Here is an 18,844-nt window from a genome sequence, read left to right on the forward strand (position 1 = left end):
TAGTTGATGTTGCCGTAGTGGTTCACGAGGTAGTTCACGCCCAAGCCGATAAAAGCCATCAACCCGAGGATTAAAACGACCATTGTGAGCTTCCTCATGATACCACCGATAAATACATGAAATACAACTTAAAAAAGTTTTTGAATTCAGGGTATCAAAGGAGAGGAAAGCCTTAAATAGTTATTGATCGGGTATTATACTATGCCAATAACTTTCGTTGACAGGGAAAGGGAGCTCTCCTTCATGGAGAAGCTCTGGAAGGGGGAAAATTCCTTCCTCCCAATATACGGGAGGAGAAGGGTTGGGAAGACCCGCTTAGTGAAGGAGTTCATCAAGGACAAGTCCTCAGTATACTACCTCGCCAGAAACAGCACTTATCTCGACAATCTGCGGGAGTTTACTGGCGTTGTTCTTGAAAAATTTCCCAGCCCGTACCTCACCCCGGAGTCGTTTTCGAGCTTTGCGAACGTTTTCAGGTACCTGAGCGAGAGGGGAAAGGTCGTCGTGGTGATTGACGAGTTCCCATATCTCATTCAGTCGGACAAGAGGATTCTCAGCGAGTTCCAGTACATAGTCGACGAGGTTGTAAGGCCCTCCAAGCTTCACCTGATTCTCGTCGGTTCGAGCGTTGGCATGATGGAGGAGCACGTCCTGAGCCAGAAGAGCCCTCTTTACGGCAGGAGGAACGGCCAGATAAGGCTCGAACCCCTAGATTTCCTTAACTCATGGAAGCTTCTTGGAGTCAATGTAGATGAAGCCGTGAGGATATACGGTGTAACGGGCGGAATTCCTGCCTATCTAATCCTATTCAACAGCTTTGAGGACGTGAAGAGGCTCGCGTTCAGCAAACATGGCTTCCTCTATGCGGAGGGAGATTTCCTCCTTTCAAGCGAGCTCAGGAAGCCAAGGGTTTATAAGCTCATCCTGAAGGCCGTTGCAGAGGGAAGGACGCGCTTCAACGAGATAAGCACCTTCACGGGGATACCCCGCTCGAACCTCTTCAAATACGTCGAAGTCCTTGAGAGGCTGGGCTTTTTAAGGAGGGAAAAACCAATAACAGCCCCTCCGAAGACAAAGAACACGCGCTATAAGATAGCCGACAACTACATCCGCTTTTACTTCCGCTTCGTGGAGAGGTACAGGGAAGAGGTGGAGCTTGAAAACCTCGACTTCTGGGAGGGGTTCCTGGAAGAGTACAACGCCTATCTCGGAGGGATATTCGAAGACGTTGCGAGGCAGTTCTTGGCTAAACTCAACAAAGCTGGAAGACTGCCCTTCCACTTCACCAGAATTGGAAGGTGGTGGCGTAAGAACGAGGAGATTGACCTTCTTACCTTGAACGAGAGGGAAAAGAGGGCCCTTTTTGTGGAAGTGAAGTGGAAAGACCTGAGCGAGAGGCAAGCGAGGGGAATCCTAAGGGAGCTGGAGAGAAAAGCGGAGCTCGTTGGGCTGGAAGGCTGGGAGAAGGGCTATGGAATAGTGGCGAGGAAAGTCGAAGATAAAGGCGGACTCAGGGAAAACGGTTTTTTTGCGTGGGATTTAAGCGACTTTGGCGCGTTGATGCCTTAGCGCCTTATTCTATCACGTACGTATGAACCATCAGCCCGCCGTGGCCGATTAGGCGGTGGTGCCTGATCTCGAAGCCGTTTTCCTCTATCGCCCTCTCTATCGCCCTCTTCTCCGTCGTTATGAAGACGCCGCGTTTCTCAAGAACTTTGGCAAGTTCGCTGAAGAAGTCCATGTAAAGCTTCGGTATCATGCTCTTCCTCCCTATTTTGAGACCGTAGGGTAAATTGCTCACGGCGAAATCAACTCTATCAACGTGCTCGCTCAGCCTCGTTGCGTCTCCAAGAATGAACTCGATTTTGTCATAAACGCCGGCACTTAAGGCGTTCATCTCCGCCCCGCGGAGATGTTTCCGGTACCTCTCAAGGCAGGCTATCCTTCCAGAGTAGCCCTTCAGGGCAAGCTCGATTGGAATCGTCCCGGAACCACAGAACGGGTCAATGAAGGAACCTCCGTCAGGTTTTGCAAGCTCTATAAGGGCGTTCGCTATGCTCGCTTTAAGGTGAGCCGGATGGTCGTAGACGCGCCAGGGCCTCTTGTGCAGGGATGAATCGCCGGTCGTGTCAATCCCGAGGAAAAAGGTCTCACCAATAAGTTCCGCGCGGAAGATTACAGAGGGATGGTCGAGGTTGACCTTCGGCTTTCCGAAGCGGGAGAGGAGGTCGAATATCGCCTTCCCAACAGTCTTGGCGATGTCAACGCTCGTTATCTTGTGCTCCCCTTTCCTAAAGCTCCTGACGGCGAAACTTTCGCTCACCTTCACGAAGCGCTCCACTGGAAGGGAAGCAACGAAGTTTTCAATTCTGCCTAACGCTCTCTCTGGCTCTTCATCACTTATTCCTTCAAAGCTCCCGCTCGCTATCTCGACTATGACCCTGTGGAGGAGCCTTGATTTTTCGTTCAGATAAGTGGCAACGCTAAGCTCCCTCTTCCTGCCCTTCTCGTCGGTGTAGAAGGCCTCGCCGACCTCGGCTAAAACGCGACCCTCAACGCCGAGCGGCTTCTCCTCCACTCGAAACGGAACTCCAATTTTGTCCAGCAATGAGCGAACTTCGACACTGGCCAGGTCTTCGATTCCTTGAGAGGTCGTCAGCAAAAGCCTCATGATTGGCGCTTTTCAGCCCATTTTAAAAGGCTTTGGGCTAAGCCTTAAATATTCTGAAGGGGACTTTTCCCTATGGAGGGCTCCTGGCGCTTCAGGAGGTTTGTCTTCTTGGTCTTCGCGACAATTCCGGTTATCTCTGCGTTAGTCCATTATCCCGCCATAACGGGGACGGCAGGGAAACTCATGAGCATCGCGGGTCTGGTGATCATGCTCGTCTCCGGAGGGATAGCTGTCTACGTCCACTCACTCTTCCCCAAAAAGCACGACAGACCTGAGCACTTCGAAAAGCTCCTCAAGGACGGCCCCTACCGCTTTGTGAGGCATCCGTTTTATTCGGCCTTCCTGTTCCTCGGCTTCGGAATTGCCCTCTTCTTTGCCAGCGTTCCCGGGATGATTGCCTCGCTCCTCATGGTTCCCCTCTGGGAAAAGCTCGCCGAGATTGAGGAGAGGGAGCTCTTAGAATACTGGGGCAGGGAATACATGGAGTTCATGGAAACCAGAGGCAGGTTCCTGCCAAGGGCTGAGTCCTGTCCCGGTAGAATTCTTCTGGTGTTCCTGATTTTCCTCTTCGGCTATTTTACTCTCTACGGCCTCAAGGCGCTTTTCGTTAACAGCTACACGGTTGAGTTCTTAATCCGCGCCGGCGTTCTTCTCATCCTGACCCTTGGCTTCGTTCTTTTTATCTCAAAATCCCTGGGAATAAGGGCTGAATTCGGCTTAAGAAGGGGCGAAATCTGGAGGAGTTTCTTACTTGCATCGGCCCTCTCTCTTCCTAGCCCGCTCCTCCAGCTTCAAGCGGGGAGCTTTCACGGCTTTCATGTTCAAACATCCGTTGCCTTGATATTCCTCGCCTACCTGCTCTTCGCCATTTACACCTTCTCCGTTTTCGTTGCCTTCCCAATTGAGGTTTTAGCTCCGTGCGGAAGGCTATGGCTGATTGTTCCGCCGCTCTTTCTCTTCGTTTACGACAGCTACTACTTCAACGCGGGGAAGATGCCCCCACTCGGCGACCTCATCCTGTTCGTTCTCCTTTACCCATTCGTTTACATGAAGACGAGAAACGTTGCTGGGATCGTCTTGGCTTATCTTCTCATAGCGGAATGGGACCCCTGGTGGGCCTTCGGGATTGCCTACGGGTGGGATGCCTTTAGGATCGCCGGGCTGGTTAGGGTTGGCCTTTCTCTGCTCTCGGCGTTCGTTTTCCTGAAAATCGCACGGACTCAGGGCAAACTTTAAATTCAGTTCATCTAACTCCGGCTTGTAAGGTGATAACGTATGATCGAGGTTCGCAACCTCACTAGGCACTACGAGTTCGGCAACGTGATGGCCCTTAAGGGGATAAACCTGACCTTCGAGGACGGGAGGTTCTACGTTATTGCTGGCGCCTCGGGAAGCGGTAAGACGACGCTCCTCAACATCCTGAGCGGAGTTGACAGGCCCACCTCTGGCGAGGTTCTCGTTGACGGCATCAGGATTCATTCGCTGAAGGAGAAGGAGCTGAGGCGTTACCGCCTCGAAAACTTTGGAATCGTTTTCCAGTTCTTCTACCTCGTGCCCTATCTCACCGGCCTTGAGAACGTTCTGCTCCCGATGAAGTACTCAAAGAAAGTTGAGAACCCCGAGGAGAGGGCAAGGGAGCTTTTGAACCTCGTCAACGCGGAGCACTTAGCCAATAAACTTCCCGAGCACATGAGCGGTGGGGAGATGCAGAGGATTGCCATCGCGCGGGCATTGGCGAACAAGCCAAAATACCTCTTCGCGGACGAACCCACGGCAAACCTCGACTGGGAGAACAAAATTAGAATCTGGGAGCTTCTGAGGAAGGTGAACCGCGAGGAGGGGGTTACGGTTATAGCGGCGACTCACGAGAAGGATTTCTTCCGCTTTGCGGACGTCGTGATAACCCTCAGGGACGGTGAGATCCATGAGGTTAAAAACAACCCTCAGAAAGCTTAGACGCGAGAAGAAAGTGGTTGTCATCGTTTTCATAACGTTCCTCTTTGTGAGCCTCGGGGCCAACTTCACTCTAGCCGGTGTTGGGAGCGTCACCAAGGCTGTCAGGGACTTTACCAAGATTGGAAACGTCGAGTTCATTGTTCAAGGCGTGAACGTTGAGAACCTCACTCGCTTTGGCGAGGTCGTCAACTACCTTTACTTCAACGAGGGCAAGGTCGAGTTTAACGGGAAGGAATACGAGGCCCTCATCGGCTACGGCAGGTTTAAAGTTCCAAAAGTTGAGAGCTCTCCCAAAGGAGTTTTCGTTCTATCATTCCCCGAGGTCGAGAGAGGGGACAGGATAGAGGTCAACAGGGAAACCTACGCTGTTCTTGGCTCATACTACTACCTCATGGGAGAGCCGGTAGTCCTGACGAGGGAGAAGGGAAGCTCCCTCTACGTTTTCATGCGCTGCAATGATACGGAAGCCCTCTCAAACTTCCTGATGAAGCACACCAAGGTTGTTTACTTTACAGTTTACAGGAAAGGTCAAGCTCCCTATATGGACACGATGAGGAGCGTCGAGAACTTCGCCATGAGCTTCTTCTACCTGCTTCTCGGGGCTTCACTGCTCATTATCGTCTTAATATCCTTAACTCATGTGAGGGGAAGCACGAGGGAAGTCGGGATCCTGAAAGCCCTTGGACTGCCCCATTCCTTCGTGTCGTTTCTATTCATCGGAGACTACCTGTTCATTGCACTTCTGGCCTATTTAGTTGGGATTCCCATTGGCATCTGGCTCGGCTACGCCTACATGAATTCACATTTCATGCCCCTGAGACCTAACTACGCCTATCCGCTGGGGTGGGATGTCATTATAGTTCTCATAATAACTCTGATTCTCTCTTTACCTTACGTCTACGTCTCTCACCTCAAGCCAATCGAGGCCCTGCGCTTCACTCCGAAGAAAAGCTCATCCCTGAAGTTTTTCCTCGTCTTCTTTATGGTTTTCCTCGCGTCTTCCTCGGCCTACTTCGGAATCAGGGGAATCGAGAACTACCTCAGCTTTAACTACCCCTTCAACCTGTGGGCCTGGGGCAGTCCCTCGAAAATCACCGGATTGCCCGGCGAAAAAGCCGGTTACCTTTCCGGGCAGGAAGTGAATGGAATAACGACCGAGATTTACTTCCTCAACTACACGAGCAGTTTCGAGAAAACGCTTATAGCGGGTAGATGGTTCAAAAAGCCCGACGAAGCAGTTATCGAGTTCGGCGTTGCCAAAAAGCTTGGCCTTAAGGTTGGGGACACCATCAGGGTCAGACTCCTCGGGGAGGTGAGAACGTACAGGGTCGCGGGAATAAGCTACATGAACTTCTACGATGGCAGGGCTATTTTCCTACCGAAGGTTTCCTTTGTGCCAGATGGGGAGGTCTTTCTGAAGGTTAGTAATCCTGAGGAGTGGAAGGAGAGGCTGACAGCTCAGGGACTCAAAGCGATTACGGTGGAAGACCTCAAGAGACAGATCGAGAACAATCTAAAGCTCTTCAAAACAGCTGTTTACAGCGTTATGGTTGTGATATTTCTCATCAGCCTCTTTGCGCTCTTCACGTTGGTTTACCTTGAGATTGAGGGCAACGAGAAGGTCTACGCAACGCTCAAAGCCATAGGGGTTCCTAATCCCCATGTCTGGAGAGGGTTACTCAGAAAGGCCGTTCCATCGCTCGTCACCGCTTCACTGCTCGCGCTTCCCATAAGCCTGAAACTCGGAGAGTGCATCGGCGACATGGTCGTTCCGGCCAAGCTCGGCCCCAGTGATATCGTAAAGGTTCTTCCACCCTTAGCTGGCTTTTACGTCCTCTACGCTGTCTTCTTGGTCGTAATAACGAACAGGGTTCTCAACCGCCTCGACGTCATTAAAGCGCTGAGGAGTTAGTCCATTATCGCTATCACTCCCTTCCACTTCTTCCCAAAGCACTCGCCCGCCAAAACGTGCTTCCCCGTAAGCCCCTCCAGGAACTTCAAGGCGGAGTCGCACTTTTTAAAACCAGTTGCTATGCCGACCGTTACCCCTTCGATTTCCCTGATGCCTGCCCTCTTCTGGCCGTCAAGCTTCTCCCTCAGCTCTTCGCCGTAACGCCAGAGTATTCTCCTCGGGTCGAGGAGAAGTTCCCTCTCAACACCATCCAGAATTTCCCCAAAGTCCCAGACGAAGTCCCTTTTCTTTTCCTCCTCGCTTGCGAAGAGCGTGAAGCGACCTGTCTGCCATTCCCTGAGAAACCATCTCGCCGTCTCCTCCAAATCTACCTCTCCGCCCGACTTTATCAGTCCCCTCCTTTCACCGATCTTTCTCAGTATCTCCTCCTCGCTCTCGAACTCTTTTATGCCGAACTTTTCGGTTATCGCTTCCCTTCTCGTTTCAAGAATGCGAGAGATGAGCTTCAGGGCCGGTTTAACCGGCTCTTCGATCTTGTCGGCCGGAAAGCCGCCCTTTATAACCAGCTCGTCGAAGTCGTCAATTGGGACGACTCCCGGGCTGTCAAGGAGCCATATCTTCTTGCTCAGCCTTATTAGTTGTTTTCCCTTTGTGTAGCCGGGTATTGGGGCGGTTCCAACGGCCCTCTTTCCCTTCAGGGTGTTGATTATCGTGCTCTTGCCCACGTTGGGGTAGCCTATGAGGGCCACCTTTACCTTCTCTTTTTCTTCTAAGAGGGGCTTCGCGAGCTTTTTGATTTCCCTCCTGAGGATTCCGGTTCCCTTTCTTTCCCTCGCGCTTATGAAGACAACGGGAATCTCGTTCCTCCTCTTGTACTCCTCTGTCCACTCCCTCGGCACTAAATCGGCCTTGTTCATGACTATTAAGAGTGGCTTTCCTTCTTCCATGACGAGCTTTTCGAGCTTTCTGTTTCTGGTTCCTATTGGATCTCTTGCGTCCACTACCTCAACGATAAGGTCAGCCTCGTCTATTACCTCCCTCACCACTCGCCACGCTTTCCTCTGCTTCATCCCTAACCACCGTTACCTCGAAGATTACGGTACCGCCGTCGGTGTAGGGAGGGCCCGGGTCAAGGCACTGGAGGTATGCTTTCTCCCCCCTACCAAGCCCGAGTTCGCTCGGTTTAATACCCTTTCGGAGGGCGACGATATAAGGCAACAGCGATGCAAATGCATGGGTGCATATTGCGTCGGTCTCGTCAAGCTTCACCCTCGGCCCCTCAATGATTATCCTGTCGCCGGGCTTGAAAACGGGGCATCTCCCCCTTATCTCCACCACCTTAATCTCAAGCCTCTCCATGGGTACTAATTCCAGTTTTCACCTCAAAAGGTTATCCAAGTGCCGGGGAGCGGCCAGCCCAAAACCCATCGCCACCCGGAGGGGTGCAGGGAGCAACCCAGTTACCGAAATCTAAATAAAGATAAATCCCCTAACAGAATCCGATTGAAAAAAGCATTACAATAACGGTTATGGTGGTGTTCACGGTGGCCGAGGATATCGAAGCCAAGATTAGAAGGCTTAGAGAACTGGGCAAGGCAACCGCCGAGCCCGAAACCCCATCCGCTCCAGTTCCGGGGCCCGCCCCAAAGGCGAGACCGCCGCGCAGGACAAGAAGGTTGGGAAGCATAAGGGAGAGGGAGAGGAAGAAGAGGATAATCATAGGGGCATCGGTGTTAATTCTCGTAATCCTCGTGGCTTCCCTCGGTGTTTACGTCTGGTACTCAAACAGGGCAAAGGAAGAGCTCAGGAACGCCAAACTCCAGAAGATCCATGAGCTCAACTCCTACTTCAAGGGCCCGATAATGAACACGAGCTACGGAAAGGCAACCTATCAGGAGCTGTACAGCAGGATAAACGCGGCCCGTTCGAAGGAAGAAGTCCAGAGGATAGACGTTGTATCAGCCTACAAGAAGGTTCTGACGAGATACCAGCAGGAGCTCGCAAAGAAGAAGGCTGAGGAAGAGCAGAAGATGCTGAACGAGGCGAAGGCCAATAAGAAGGCCGAGATAAACCTGCTGTTCCAGTCACTCCTCGCCCAGCCGCTCCCTGATCAGCTCAAGAACCATGTGCTTGAGGTTAAGAACTCGCTCATCCAGGACGTTGAAAACGCGACGAGCGTTTCGGAGGTAAAGGCCATCAACGCCGTCCCGTACCTCACCCAGCTGTGGAGGGACTACTACTCCTACAAGATCGATTCGGTCAAAGGCAAGTACGTCGTCCTCGAATTCAACGGAAGGAAGACCATATACCCCAAGGAGGATGCGAAGGCCTACATATCCGGGATACCGAACTACACAACGCTGATGATGTACACGGTTGAACCTGTGAAGTTCGTGAAGATAGCGGTTCTCCTAACGAGGGAGCGCGTTGTTGGAGGCTTCATAGAGCCCAACTCCACAGTTATGATCTTCGCAAAGAACGGCACTAAGAATTATATGAAAATAGCAGATATGGGGCATGTTGACATGGTCCTGCTGCCCTCAGACGCAGGTATAATAAACCTCAATGAACAGCAGGGCAGCAGCTCATCGAGCAGCTCCACATCGAACTCCCAGGAATCCAGCAACCAGCAGAGCTCCGCAAGCGCCGGTCAGACTTCGGTGAACCAGGGAGGGAGCTCAAGCAGCTCCGAGAGCTCAAGCAGCTCGTATTCAGAGTCCTCATCGGCGACCAGCTATTACTCCGTCAACTTGGGGGAGATAATGAGGGCCATATCCTCGGGGAAGATAGCCGGCTCAGCCGACACGATCAAACAGCTCCAGAACTACGGGGACAACCTGCTGGCCCTTGAGGAGAAGCTTCAGCTCCAGAACGTTCCAAACGGCGTTCCATTCCTCGTTATAGTGGAGGTGCCCTCGGTATACGTCCCGGACGTCCTGAGCCACATGGATTCCATCTACATCGGAGAGGTCGTGGGAGAGAGCTGAAGGGGTGTTGAGGGTGAGAAGGGAAGTAATAGCTTTCATCGCAGTTCTTTCATTGTTGTCCTTGTCCCTCCCCGCTGTAGCCGAGGATTACACTCTCCCAGGCGGCACCTACAACAACATAGGCCTCTCCGCGACGCTGACGCTCGATGTAAACGTCACCCTACTCAACCTCGCCCCCTATCCGAAGTTCATAGTGGTCAACCCGCTCTACGACTTCAAGGTGTACAGGATGGGAAACAGCGAGACGATGGTCTACTCCAACACGACTTCCGGGGGTTTTGCCCACATACTCCCCCCAGACCTCTCGAAGAACACCCTGAACTACCGCGTTGGCTTCTGGGTATACCCCTACGAGACCGTCAAAGTGGAGTTCTCAATAACGCGTGTCCATAACTACGCCCTGCCCCTTCAGGACTACTCCGATCCCTGCGGAACCAACGTCGGACTCATCCTGCTGAGGTATGAGAACGGAACCCTCGTCAGCGGAGAGGTAGGGGAGAGCAACGACCTCTCATCGCCAACCTGCGGCGTTATCTATCCCCAGCTCCTGGACTACCCCATGGTGATAAACTTCAACCAGCTCCTCCCCTCACTCGACGGCTACATAAAAATGCTTAAATACAGGGGAAGGGTGGAGATGCTAATAAGAGACGTCCCGGACAGCACCGATGACAACTCAACTGTAAACCGCGAGTTTCCGCTGTTCTTCGCCCTGAGCGAGCCGCTCCTCTTCCAGGGGGCCGCAGAGGGCAACTACACCCCTCCCTACTCAATGATGTACAGCGACTACCTGAACTTCATACTGGGCTACCGGGGCTTCAGCATGAAAAAGACGCACGAGAGCGTGAAGAAACCCGAGAACAACCTCTTCAAGCTCACGGACAGGCTTCTCTCGGGAGGAAGCGTCCCAAGCCCCAAGAAGCCCAACGTAAGCGCCAAACCCCTCGACTTCCCGATATGGGTCGTCTACATGGGGAAGGGCGTAAACTCACTGACCATAGAATACGATGTGTGGTGGGATAACCTCACTGGGTGAGATTTGTGGTAGAGGAGAAGAAAAAGAAGATCTCCGGATCCTGGATTGATGAGATACTCGGGGGAAAGAGCAACCCCCTCGGAGAGGTGTTTAAAGAGAAGGAGGAGAAGCCCCTCCCCTTCCTGTCCCAGGGAGGCAACCCGCTTGAGGAGATCCTCGGAAGGGGAACCGAGGAGAAGGGCGAGAAGGTGGGGAAGAAGACCGCCCCAGTTAAAAAGGCCTCAAAGCCGCCCCTGAAGGAGACCGTAAAGGGAACCGTCGTGAAAAGCGCGGAAAAAGCGAAGCCACCAGAGAAACCCCAGGAAAGGAAAGTGGGGACAAAAGGGGCAGAGATAGGATCAGGGGTTGACCTGCTCGGTCAGATACTCGGGGGCAGAGGAGCTGCAGGTGGAGGAACTGCCGTAGCTCCAAAGAGGCAGCCCCTCCCGCTCCCAAAGCCGAGCGGTGGCCTCGGCCTCCAGGCCATAATAGGGGAGACCAAACCAGAGGAGCTCAGCTACGCTGGAAGGGCAAAGGTTCTCGATGCCTACGGCAACGTCAGGATACTGAAGGTCAAAGGGGAGCCCGTCCCGATATACGAGATACGCCTTCCCAAGCTTTCAAAGGAGGAGGAAGCCCTGATCAGGCAGGTCAGGGAGAGGGCGATCACTGAGATACAGATAGACCCGACAATGATACCAAGCTACGAGGAGAGGAGGAAGATATTCCTGAGGGAAGTCCGGAGGATGCTGAAGGAGGCAGCCCCAAACTTCTCGGAGGGGAGGATAGAGGTTCTCGCGGAGCTCATAGTCCAGAACATGCTCGGCTACGGCCTCCTCGATCCCCTCGTCAGGGACGACAACCTCGAGGAGATAATGGTCATAGGTACTGGAAAGCCGGTTTACGTATGGCACAGAAGATTCTACATGTGCAAGACGAACATAACTTTCCCCGAGGAGAGGGAGATACTGAACATCATAGAGAGGATAGCGAGGGAGGTCGGGAGAAGGATAGACCAGCAGAGCCCCCTCTTGGACGCACGCCTTCCCGATGGAAGCCGTGTCAACGCCACGATACCTCCGATAAGCCTCGACGGGCCGACGATAACGATACGTAAGTTCAAAAAGGATCCCCTCACGATAATAGACCTCATAAAGTACGGGACGATGAACACGGACGTTGCATCGTTCCTGTGGATACTCGTGGACGGGCTCGGCGTGAAGCCCGCCAACATACTCGTGGCCGGGGGAACCGGCTCCGGCAAAACCACAACCCTGAACGCCTTAGCTATGTTCATACCCCCGAGCGAGCGCGTCATAAGCATCGAGGACACCGCCGAGCTCCAGCTTCCCGTTGAGCACTGGGTGAGACTTGAGACGAGGCCCCCGAACCTTGAGGGGAAGGGAGAAGTTACGATGGACGACCTCGTGAGGAACACCCTCCGTATGCGCCCGGACAGGATCATCGTCGGCGAGGTTCGCGGACCGGAAGCGAGAACGATGTTCACAGCCATGAACACGGGCCATAATGGGGCCCTTTACGATTTCTCGGTCATTCAGCTCTCCGATGGACGCTTCGAGCTCATCGGCAATTTAATCGAGAAGCTCTTCGAAAAGTACTCGGACAGTGTAAAGACGTACAAAGACTTGGAGTACGTGGAACTGGATGAGGAAGACCGCTTTGAAGTGGTGAGCGTCGGAACCAATCTAAAAGCCGGAAAGCACATCGTCTCAAGAGTATGGCGTAGGAAGGTTAGGGTTGGGGAGAGGCTCCTCAGGATAAGGACGAGAACCGGAAACGAGGTAATACTCACCAAGACCCACCCGTTTTTCGTCTTCTCGGACGGTGATATTGTTAGGAAGGAGGCGAAAAAGCTAAAGCCGGGTGACAGGGTGGCTGTGATGCTTAATCCACCAAAGCCACCGCAGAGGAGGGCAATGATAACTCCAGAGGTCTACGCCGGAATAAGTGACTATTACCTCGTTCCAAACGGAAAAGGCATGGTAAAGGTTCCGAACGATGGGTTACCACCTGAAAAGGCACAGTTCCTGCTCTCAGTTAATTCCAATCTGGTCAGGCTCGTCAGGGAAGTGGACGAAAAGCTCGCCTACGCGGTTGGTGTATTACTTGGCGATGGTTATATCTCATCGAACGGGTACTACCTCTCGGCGACTTTTGATGACGGGGAGTATATGAAGGCTTTCGTCGATTCAATCTCCGAGTTCCTGCCCGAGAGCAGGCCATCCATCAGAGGCAACGGGACGAGTACAGTGGTAACCTACGGCTCCAAGATTTTCGCGGAGTTCCTTGTGAGGGCCTTTGGGATACCCAATGGGAAAAAGGGCAACTGGGATGTTCCCCACTTGATACTCTCGAACGATGAGCTTGTGCGCCACTTCCTGGCTGGACTCTTCGATGCCGACGGCTACGTCGATCCAAGCGGGCCTTCAATAGTCCTGACGACAAAGAGCGAGAACGCAGCGAGAAAGGTCTGGTACGCCCTCCAGAGGCTCGGCATAATAAGCACCGTCACAAGGATCAAAAACAAGGGCTTCAAGGAGGGTTACATATTCCGCGTCACTATAAGCGGTGTCGAAGACCTCAGGAAGTTCCGCTCGCTTATTCCGCTCCGCCATTCAAGGAAGAGGGCGAAGCTCGAGGAGATTCTTACCGAGAAGAAAGCCTATCGGGGTAGAAGAACATACCGCGTTCCAGTCTCAAGCGAAATGATAAAGCCCCTCCGCCTCAGGCTCGGTCTCAGCGTTGCGGAACTTTCAAAGCTGGCATCCCACTACGCTGGAGAGAAGGTCTCAGAGAGTCTCATAAGGCACGTTGAGAAGGGCAGGGTAAGTGAGATAAGGCGCTCCGCTTTGAAGGGAATTGCCCTGGCGTTTCAGAGGATAGCCAGAGACATTGGTGACGAAGACGCGTGGGTAATGGCGAAGCGCCTCCAGCTCATAGCGGAGGGCGACGTTTACTGGGATGAGGTTGTGAGCGTTGAGGAAGTCTCACCTGAAGAACTTGGAATAGAGTACCTCTACGACCTAACCGTTGAGGACGACCACAACTACGTGGCCAACGGAATACTGGTCTCAAACTGTATGGGCACAATCCACTCCAACAGCGCCCGCGAGACAATAGTGAGGCTTGAGAGTCCGCCGATGAACGTCCCGAGGATCATGATCCCAGCACTCGATATAATCCTCATGCAGGTTCGCTTCAACAGCAGGAAGAAGGGTACCGTAAGGCGCGTTACTGAGATAGCGGAGGTCTCGGGTATAGAGGGGGAGAGCATACAGCTGAACAAGCTCTACAAGTACGATCCCGCCAAGGACGAGCTGACGTCCACTGACGTTCCGAGCAGGGTCATCAACGAGCTCTCAAGGCACACGGGAATGAGCGTGAGCGAGCTTGAGGTGGAGAGGGAGAAGAGGAAGATAGTCCTCGAGTGGATGATAGAGAGGGGAATACGGAGCATCGAGGAGGTCGGCCACTACATAAAGATGTTCTACGTGGACGAGGACAGTCTGCTCGAAAAGATAGGGAAAGGGGCCTCTCCAGAGATACGGGAGCAGATAAGGAACGTGATCTGAGGGGGGAACACCGTGGGGGTTTTCGAGTCGTTCCTGCAGCTGCTTGAAAGGCTTGGCTCAAGAACCATTGAGGTCACGGAGGTTCCAACGAGGAGGATACCGAGGGGAAGGAGCATACAGGAGAGACTCCGGGCCCTCAAGGAGATGCAGAAGGAGGCCGAGGTGAGCAAGGAGGGGGAGAGGGAGAAGGAGATAGAGGAGCTCATAGAGTGGAGGAAAAAGGAGATAAAGGCCTCCTTCGGTGAAAGGCTTGCAGACGCACTCCTCTCCCATTTTAAGGGCCCGATAACATCGATGACCAAGTCAATCAAAGGTTTAGACTACGACCTCTACAGGGCAAACATAAGGATGTCCAAGGAGCGGTACGTTGCGCTGATGCTGGCCACCTCCCTCCTGGTGGGCATCTTTACCTTCCTCTTCGCCCTCCTTCTGGAGATGGACATATTCACGACCTCAATGCTCTCCCTCCTCGGCTTCATAGGCGGCTTCCTGTACATGAGGAACTACCCCAAGATGGTTTGGAAAAGGCGGGTGGCCGAGGTCGAGAAGGCCCTCCCCTACGTTCTGCGCCACATAGCCTCTCTCCTCAGCGCCGGCGTGGGTATAGCAGAGGCCTTAGTGTCGGTTTCAAAGGCGGACTACGGGGCTATCTCTGAGGAGTTCGACCTCATAGTCAGGGACATGCGCGGCGGGGCGTCCTTCGAGGAGGCCCTTGAGAAGTTCGAGGAGAAGATGGGCTCAGAAAACGTCAGCAGGGTCGTAAAGCAGATACTCAGGGCGATAAAGTTCGGGGGAAACCTCGCCGACATACTCTACAAGATGGCCGAGGACTTCGCCTTCGACTACAGGATGAAGCTCGTCGAGTACGTGCAGAAGGTGAACGGTATAGCCTTCGTCTACATGTTCATGACCATCGTCATGCCCGCGATGTTTATAGTGGCGATCTTAGCGGCTTCGGCCTTCAGCGCCCGGGGCGGAGGTGGAAAGCTGGCCATAGCGCCATCGGCGCTCGCCGTGCTGCTGCTCTTCGCATTCCCCTTCCTATCCCTGCTCATAGTCATGATGATAAAACGCAGTGAACCGAGGTGAGTGAGATGGCCAAGGAGGGAGGAAGCACCCTGACACCTTTAGCAATAAGGGCCCTGGAGAGGCTTATACCGGCCAAATGGCTCAAGAGGTACGAGCTCCTGATATACTCGGCCGGGATAGAGTTTTTGGCCGTTGAGTACCTCCTGATAACACTGCTCCTCTCGGTCATATTCTCGGCCTTGGTGCTCCTCTTCTTCCCGCTGAGCTACGCCATTCTGACCTTCTTAGTGACCCTTCCACTGCTCGCACTTGTGTACCCATACTGGAGGATAATGAAGAGGATAGAGGATATGGAATCAAACCTCCCCGATGCTTTCTTCTACCTGGCGAGCTCTCTGAGAGCCGGGATCTCGTTCTCGGAGGCGATGGAAGACTTGACGACGGCCAAGTTCGGGGCCCTCACGGAGGAGTTCAAGAGGGCAGTGAACGAGATAATGAAGGGCCGCTCGACGGTGGAGGCGCTGAGGGTCATGGCGCTGAGGAACAAGAAGTCGCCCGTGATATACCGCTCCCTCATGATAATCATAGAGGCCCTCGAAAGGGGTGCGCCGATGAGCGACGTCCTGATCTACGTGGCCAACGACGTCAGGGAGATTCTCAGGATAAGGAAGGAGAGGAAGGCGTCAACCGGAATGCAGACTATGTTCTTCATAATCACGAGCGGCTTCGTCGGCCCGGCGATAATAGGCATAGTTGGAAAGCTCATGGGTGAGATGATCCAGGGGCCCGCGAAGACCCAGATCCCCACGGTGCTCAACATCCTGCTCGGATTCGTTGCCCTTCAGGCCATTGTCTCGGGCCTTGGGATAGGCGTGATAAGGGAGGGCAAGTTCTCGGCCGGATTCAAATACGGAGCCCTGCTGATCGCTATGGGTGTGGCGGTCTTCAAGGCAATGATGGTCTTCAACATAAGCTTCTGACGTGCTTACTCCGACCTTTTTTTCACGTCCACTACCTCGACCTCGAAGGTGACAGTCCTTCCGGCCAGGGGGTGATTGAAGTCGAGTATAACCGCCTTCTCGCTGACGCCCACTATCTTGGCCATTCCGGCGTCGGTCATAACGTACATTCCCTCCACCGGTTCGAGGCCCGCGGAGCTGAACTGCTCGGGTGGAACCGGGATCTTGAGCTCATCCTTCGGCATTCCGTACCCCTTCTCGGGGGGAACGCTCACAACTTTTTTCTCCCCCTTCTCCATCCCTATAAGGGCCTCCTCAAGGCCCGGTATTATCTCGCCCTCTCCGACCCTCGCCTCGATCGGGCCGTAGTCCCTCTCCTCGACGTAGACGCCGGCTGACTTAGCGACGTCCTCATAGCTGGTGTCGAAAACCTCGCCGTCCTCAAACCTTCCAACGTAGTTGAAAACAACGGTATCCCCTTTCTCCACTTTCATCTTCTTCAACTCCAAAACCGTTGAAACAAGCTAACCCGGGGCTCTTATAACACTTTTGGTCTATACCGCGGACTCACTCCTCTTCGGGAAGCAGGTAGTAGATGTAGTGGGGCCTGTTGCTCATCTCGTCTATGAACACAACGGTTCCCGCCCTCGGAGGCCTGAGGTAGTGAACCTCGCCCTTTCTCGTCGTGACCGCGGCGAAGGCGTCACCCCTCCTAACCCTGTTCCCTACGTCCGCTATGAGCGTCTTCGTGAAGCCCTCAACGGGGAGCAGGATCAGCCGGTCCCCCCTCTTCAGGTATATTCTTGTCCTGCCGTCCGGGAGGACTATTACGGCGTCGGCCCTTACCTCGCCGCTCAGCTGGTCAACGTAGATGTGGAAGCGGTCGTACACCTCCTTGATGAGGAACTTAGCCCGCTCACCGATGAAACCCGGGAGTGCCTCACCCTTCTTAAGCCAGACCTCGACGTTGCCTTCTATAACAACGCACTCAGAGGTTGCCCTTCCATTCCTTATGCAGTTCCCCTTCTCGGTCTCAACGTACAGCCTCGGGATCCCGGCCATCTTTCCCACCCAGATTAACACCCGCAAATCTTTTATATGCCTTTTCTCACCAGGTTCCGTGGGAATCATGTCCCCTAAATTCAGGCTCACGCTCCTCCTGACCCTTATCCTTCTCCTGCTCGCCCTCCTGATGAACAGCCACTCCTTCTCCACCCCGCACAGGAGAAACGCCCAGCCCGCAACGCTGATGACCGTAATAATGCTCGCGGGGGTCGTCTCGGGGGTAATACTCCTGATAGTCCTATACCTCTACTTCCACGATGCCTTCGGGTCGGGACGCTACGGGGCCCCTCCCGGGAAGAGCCTCAAGGCTTATATAATCGCGGTGATCCTGACGAGCCTGGTCATGATGCTCCTCTTCAAGGTGATAAGCGAGACGAGCATTAACCCTGTGAACGCGACCAACAGGACAGCCTGCCTGAGGGTAAACGGGACGGTCATCAACTGCACCCCCGCTCAACTAAACCCACTGCTAACGACAAACGGGACGGCCCCGCTCAGAACCTCAAAGGCCGCGGTCTTCACGCACCTCTACCTGATCTTCCTCCTTCCGATCCTCGGTGCCTTTCTGTACCTCGGCTTCTACTACTACAGGCTGGGGCGAATGGAGCGCGAGAGGAGGAGGAAGGTGGAGAAGGCTATGGAGTTCGACAGAAAGCTCGACGAGGTCGGCCTCGACGTCTTCTCAAACCCGAGGGAAGCGGTGGTGGGGATATACAAGAACGCCGTGCTGTGGCTTGAGGGGCTCGGGATACCCTACAGGGAGAGCTGGACCCACTGGGAGCACGCAGAACACGTCAGGTACATGCACGAGGCCTTCGTTGAGCTCACGAAACTCTTCGAGAAGGCGAAGTACGCCCCGGAGAGGGTTGAGTGGGCGGACGCGGAGAAGGCCCTCGCAATCTACAACGGACTGAGGGGGAAGGCCCATGAGGTTATCGGGAATGCCTGAAGGGCGAGGAAGGGCCGCGGTGGTGGCGCTCCTGATAATTCTCGCGGTGATCCCAGGGGAGTACTACGTCAGGTGGATAGCTGTGGTTTCCCTGGCCATCTTCCTCGGCGCCCTGCTCGTTGGCTCAGACGTCAGGCTCAGCTACGTTTCAAGGCACTACGAGTACGTACCTCAGCGGAGGCCGGAGTTCGAAAGGGCTTTGACCATGGTGAAAAGGGCGAGGAAGGGGGGCGCGAAAAACCTCATAGAGGGCGAACTGCTTGAGATCCACTACCTGATGACGGGGAGGAGCTACCAAGACCTCCGCTCCAACCCCCCTCCGGCTTTAAAGGCATTTTACTCATCCCGCAATCCATACGAAGGGCTTGAAAAGGCCCTAAAAATCTTAGAGGGTGAACTGAATGAAGATTGAGGAAGTCCACGAGAAGGCGAACCTCGTCCTCGAAGAGGTTGGAAAGGCGATAGTAGGCAAGGAAGGCGTCCTGAAGATGATACTGACCACGATCTTAGCTGACGGACACGTTCTCATAGAAGACCTGCCCGGACTGGCAAAGACCCTCATGGCCAAGAGCTTTGCCGGGGCCCTCGGACTTGACTTCAGGAGGGTGCAGTTCACGCCCGACCTTCTCCCGAGCGACATCCTCGGGGTGAGCGTCTTCAACCAGAAAACCCTTGAGTTTGAGTTCAGGAGGGGACCGGTGTTCACGA

The 18,844-nt window shown here is 53.9% G+C and carries 17 protein-coding genes; 12 read left to right on the forward strand and 5 right to left on the reverse strand.

Translation table 11 applies throughout. From position 1 onward, the window contains the following. Nucleotides 1-201 precede the first annotated feature (201 nt). The gene (locus MVB78_RS05690; protein WP_297489072.1) at nt 202-1,569 is read left to right on the forward strand and encodes an ATP-binding protein; all 1,368 of its coding nucleotides are present in this window, start codon (nt 202-204) and stop codon (nt 1,567-1,569) included. Between the two features lie 4 nt (nt 1,570-1,573). Here the strand turns inward: MVB78_RS05690 and trm14 are convergent, their stop codons facing one another. Further along, complete coding sequence (trm14, locus tag MVB78_RS05695; protein ID WP_297489075.1) at nt 1,574-2,671, reverse strand: tRNA (guanine(6)-N2)-methyltransferase; 1,098 nt, start codon at nt 2,669-2,671, stop codon at nt 1,574-1,576. Nucleotides 2,672-2,743: 72 nt separating this feature from the next. Between trm14 and MVB78_RS05700 the strand changes: the two genes are divergently transcribed. Genes MVB78_RS05700 through MVB78_RS05710 form a run of 3 tightly spaced genes read left to right on the forward strand, consistent with a single transcriptional unit; the run spans nt 2,744 to nt 6,539 of the window. Then, a complete protein-coding gene (locus tag MVB78_RS05700; RefSeq protein ID WP_297489078.1) occupies nt 2,744-3,907 on the forward strand; it encodes an isoprenylcysteine carboxylmethyltransferase family protein in 1,164 nt (387 codons plus the stop codon). Between the two features lie 39 nt (nt 3,908-3,946). Next, on the forward strand, nt 3,947-4,627 hold the full coding sequence (locus tag MVB78_RS05705) for an ABC transporter ATP-binding protein (RefSeq protein ID WP_297489081.1): 681 nt from the start codon (nt 3,947-3,949) through the stop codon (nt 4,625-4,627). Next, on the forward strand, nt 4,596-6,539 hold the full coding sequence (locus tag MVB78_RS05710; RefSeq protein WP_297489084.1) for an FtsX-like permease family protein: 1,944 nt from the start codon (nt 4,596-4,598) through the stop codon (nt 6,537-6,539). Before MVB78_RS05705 ends, MVB78_RS05710 begins: the two co-directional genes overlap by 32 nt. Here the strand turns inward: MVB78_RS05710 and MVB78_RS05715 are convergent. Further along, nucleotides 6,536-7,609 (reverse strand): GTPase, encoded by a 1,074-nt coding sequence (locus MVB78_RS05715; protein ID WP_297489087.1) that lies wholly within the window; start codon nt 7,607-7,609, stop codon nt 6,536-6,538. The genes MVB78_RS05710 and MVB78_RS05715 overlap by 4 nt on opposite strands. Continuing rightward, nucleotides 7,557-7,898: a TIGR04076 family protein gene (locus tag MVB78_RS05720; RefSeq protein ID WP_297489090.1), complete on the reverse strand. Its 342-nt coding sequence runs from the start codon at nt 7,896-7,898 to the stop codon at nt 7,557-7,559. Before MVB78_RS05720 ends, MVB78_RS05715 begins: the two co-directional genes overlap by 53 nt. A gap of 185 nt (nt 7,899-8,083) precedes the next feature. Here MVB78_RS05720 and MVB78_RS05725 point away from each other — a divergent pair, with 185 nt between their 5' ends. The 5 genes from MVB78_RS05725 to MVB78_RS05745 are packed head-to-tail and all read left to right on the forward strand — an operon-like array spanning nt 8,084 to nt 16,143. Next, the gene (locus MVB78_RS05725) at nt 8,084-9,526 is read left to right on the forward strand and encodes a DUF515 domain-containing protein (protein ID WP_297489093.1); all 1,443 of its coding nucleotides are present in this window, start codon (nt 8,084-8,086) and stop codon (nt 9,524-9,526) included. A gap of 13 nt (nt 9,527-9,539) precedes the next feature. Next, on the forward strand, nt 9,540-10,562 hold the full coding sequence (locus MVB78_RS05730; RefSeq protein WP_297489096.1) for a hypothetical protein: 1,023 nt from the start codon (nt 9,540-9,542) through the stop codon (nt 10,560-10,562). Between the two features lie 5 nt (nt 10,563-10,567). Continuing rightward, nucleotides 10,568-14,134 (forward strand): ATPase, T2SS/T4P/T4SS family, encoded by a 3,567-nt coding sequence (locus MVB78_RS05735; RefSeq protein ID WP_297489098.1) that lies wholly within the window; start codon nt 10,568-10,570, stop codon nt 14,132-14,134. A gap of 12 nt (nt 14,135-14,146) precedes the next feature. Continuing rightward, the gene (locus MVB78_RS05740; protein WP_297489101.1) at nt 14,147-15,223 is read left to right on the forward strand and encodes a type II secretion system F family protein; all 1,077 of its coding nucleotides are present in this window, start codon (nt 14,147-14,149) and stop codon (nt 15,221-15,223) included. 5 nt (nt 15,224-15,228) lie between these two features. Continuing rightward, nucleotides 15,229-16,143: a type II secretion system F family protein gene (locus MVB78_RS05745; RefSeq protein ID WP_297489104.1), complete on the forward strand. Its 915-nt coding sequence runs from the start codon at nt 15,229-15,231 to the stop codon at nt 16,141-16,143. A 5-nt stretch (nt 16,144-16,148) separates the two neighbouring features. Here MVB78_RS05745 and MVB78_RS05750 read toward each other — a convergent pair whose 3' ends face one another. After that, nucleotides 16,149-16,616, reverse strand: coding sequence for a peptidylprolyl isomerase (locus MVB78_RS05750; protein ID WP_297489113.1), 468 nt, complete (start codon nt 16,614-16,616; stop codon nt 16,149-16,151). Between the two features lie 73 nt (nt 16,617-16,689). After that, entirely contained in the window at nt 16,690-17,184 is a 495-nt protein-coding gene (locus MVB78_RS05755; RefSeq protein WP_297489116.1) for a DUF2118 domain-containing protein, read from the reverse strand. 67 nt (nt 17,185-17,251) lie between these two features. Here MVB78_RS05755 and MVB78_RS05760 point away from each other — a divergent pair, with 67 nt between their 5' ends. The 3 genes from MVB78_RS05760 to MVB78_RS05770 form a co-directional block, all read left to right on the forward strand. Further along, nucleotides 17,252-18,136: a DUF4129 domain-containing protein gene (locus MVB78_RS05760; RefSeq protein WP_297489118.1), complete on the forward strand. Its 885-nt coding sequence runs from the start codon at nt 17,252-17,254 to the stop codon at nt 18,134-18,136. Beyond that, nucleotides 18,129-18,548 (forward strand): hypothetical protein, encoded by a 420-nt coding sequence (locus MVB78_RS05765; RefSeq protein ID WP_297489107.1) that lies wholly within the window; start codon nt 18,129-18,131, stop codon nt 18,546-18,548. The genes MVB78_RS05760 and MVB78_RS05765 overlap by 8 nt, the downstream gene beginning before the upstream one ends. Then, on the forward strand, nt 18,538-18,844 hold a 307-nt coding region (locus tag MVB78_RS05770; protein WP_297489110.1), incomplete at its 3' end, for an AAA family ATPase. The genes MVB78_RS05765 and MVB78_RS05770, both read left to right, overlap by 11 nt.

The sequence above is a fragment of the Thermococcus sp. genome (assembly GCF_026991495.1).
Lineage (GTDB): Archaea > Methanobacteriota_B > Thermococci > Thermococcales > Thermococcaceae > Thermococcus.

What these genes read in the sequence shown, in the direction of transcription:
- MVB78_RS05765 (WP_297489107.1), top strand. Translation starts at nt 18,129, where the DNA reads ATGCCTGAAGGGCGAGGAAGGGCCGCGGTGGTGGCGCTCCTGATAATT.
- MVB78_RS05745 (WP_297489104.1), top strand. Translation starts at nt 15,229, where the DNA reads ATGGCCAAGGAGGGAGGAAGCACCCTGACACCTTTAGCAATAAGGGCC.
- trm14 (WP_297489075.1), bottom strand. Translation starts at nt 2,671, where the DNA reads ATGAGGCTTTTGCTGACGACCTCTCAAGGAATCGAAGACCTGGCCAGT.
- MVB78_RS05690 (WP_297489072.1), top strand. Translation starts at nt 202, where the DNA reads ATGCCAATAACTTTCGTTGACAGGGAAAGGGAGCTCTCCTTCATGGAG.
- MVB78_RS05750 (WP_297489113.1), bottom strand. Translation starts at nt 16,616, where the DNA reads ATGAAAGTGGAGAAAGGGGATACCGTTGTTTTCAACTACGTTGGAAGG.
- MVB78_RS05705 (WP_297489081.1), top strand. Translation starts at nt 3,947, where the DNA reads ATGATCGAGGTTCGCAACCTCACTAGGCACTACGAGTTCGGCAACGTG.
- MVB78_RS05715 (WP_297489087.1), bottom strand. Translation starts at nt 7,609, where the DNA reads ATGAAGCAGAGGAAAGCGTGGCGAGTGGTGAGGGAGGTAATAGACGAG.
- MVB78_RS05755 (WP_297489116.1), bottom strand. Translation starts at nt 17,184, where the DNA reads ATGGCCGGGATCCCGAGGCTGTACGTTGAGACCGAGAAGGGGAACTGC.
- MVB78_RS05720 (WP_297489090.1), bottom strand. Translation starts at nt 7,898, where the DNA reads ATGGAGAGGCTTGAGATTAAGGTGGTGGAGATAAGGGGGAGATGCCCC.
- MVB78_RS05710 (WP_297489084.1), top strand. Translation starts at nt 4,596, where the DNA reads ATGAGGTTAAAAACAACCCTCAGAAAGCTTAGACGCGAGAAGAAAGTG.
- MVB78_RS05760 (WP_297489118.1), top strand. Translation starts at nt 17,252, where the DNA reads ATGTCCCCTAAATTCAGGCTCACGCTCCTCCTGACCCTTATCCTTCTC.
- MVB78_RS05700 (WP_297489078.1), top strand. Translation starts at nt 2,744, where the DNA reads ATGGAGGGCTCCTGGCGCTTCAGGAGGTTTGTCTTCTTGGTCTTCGCG.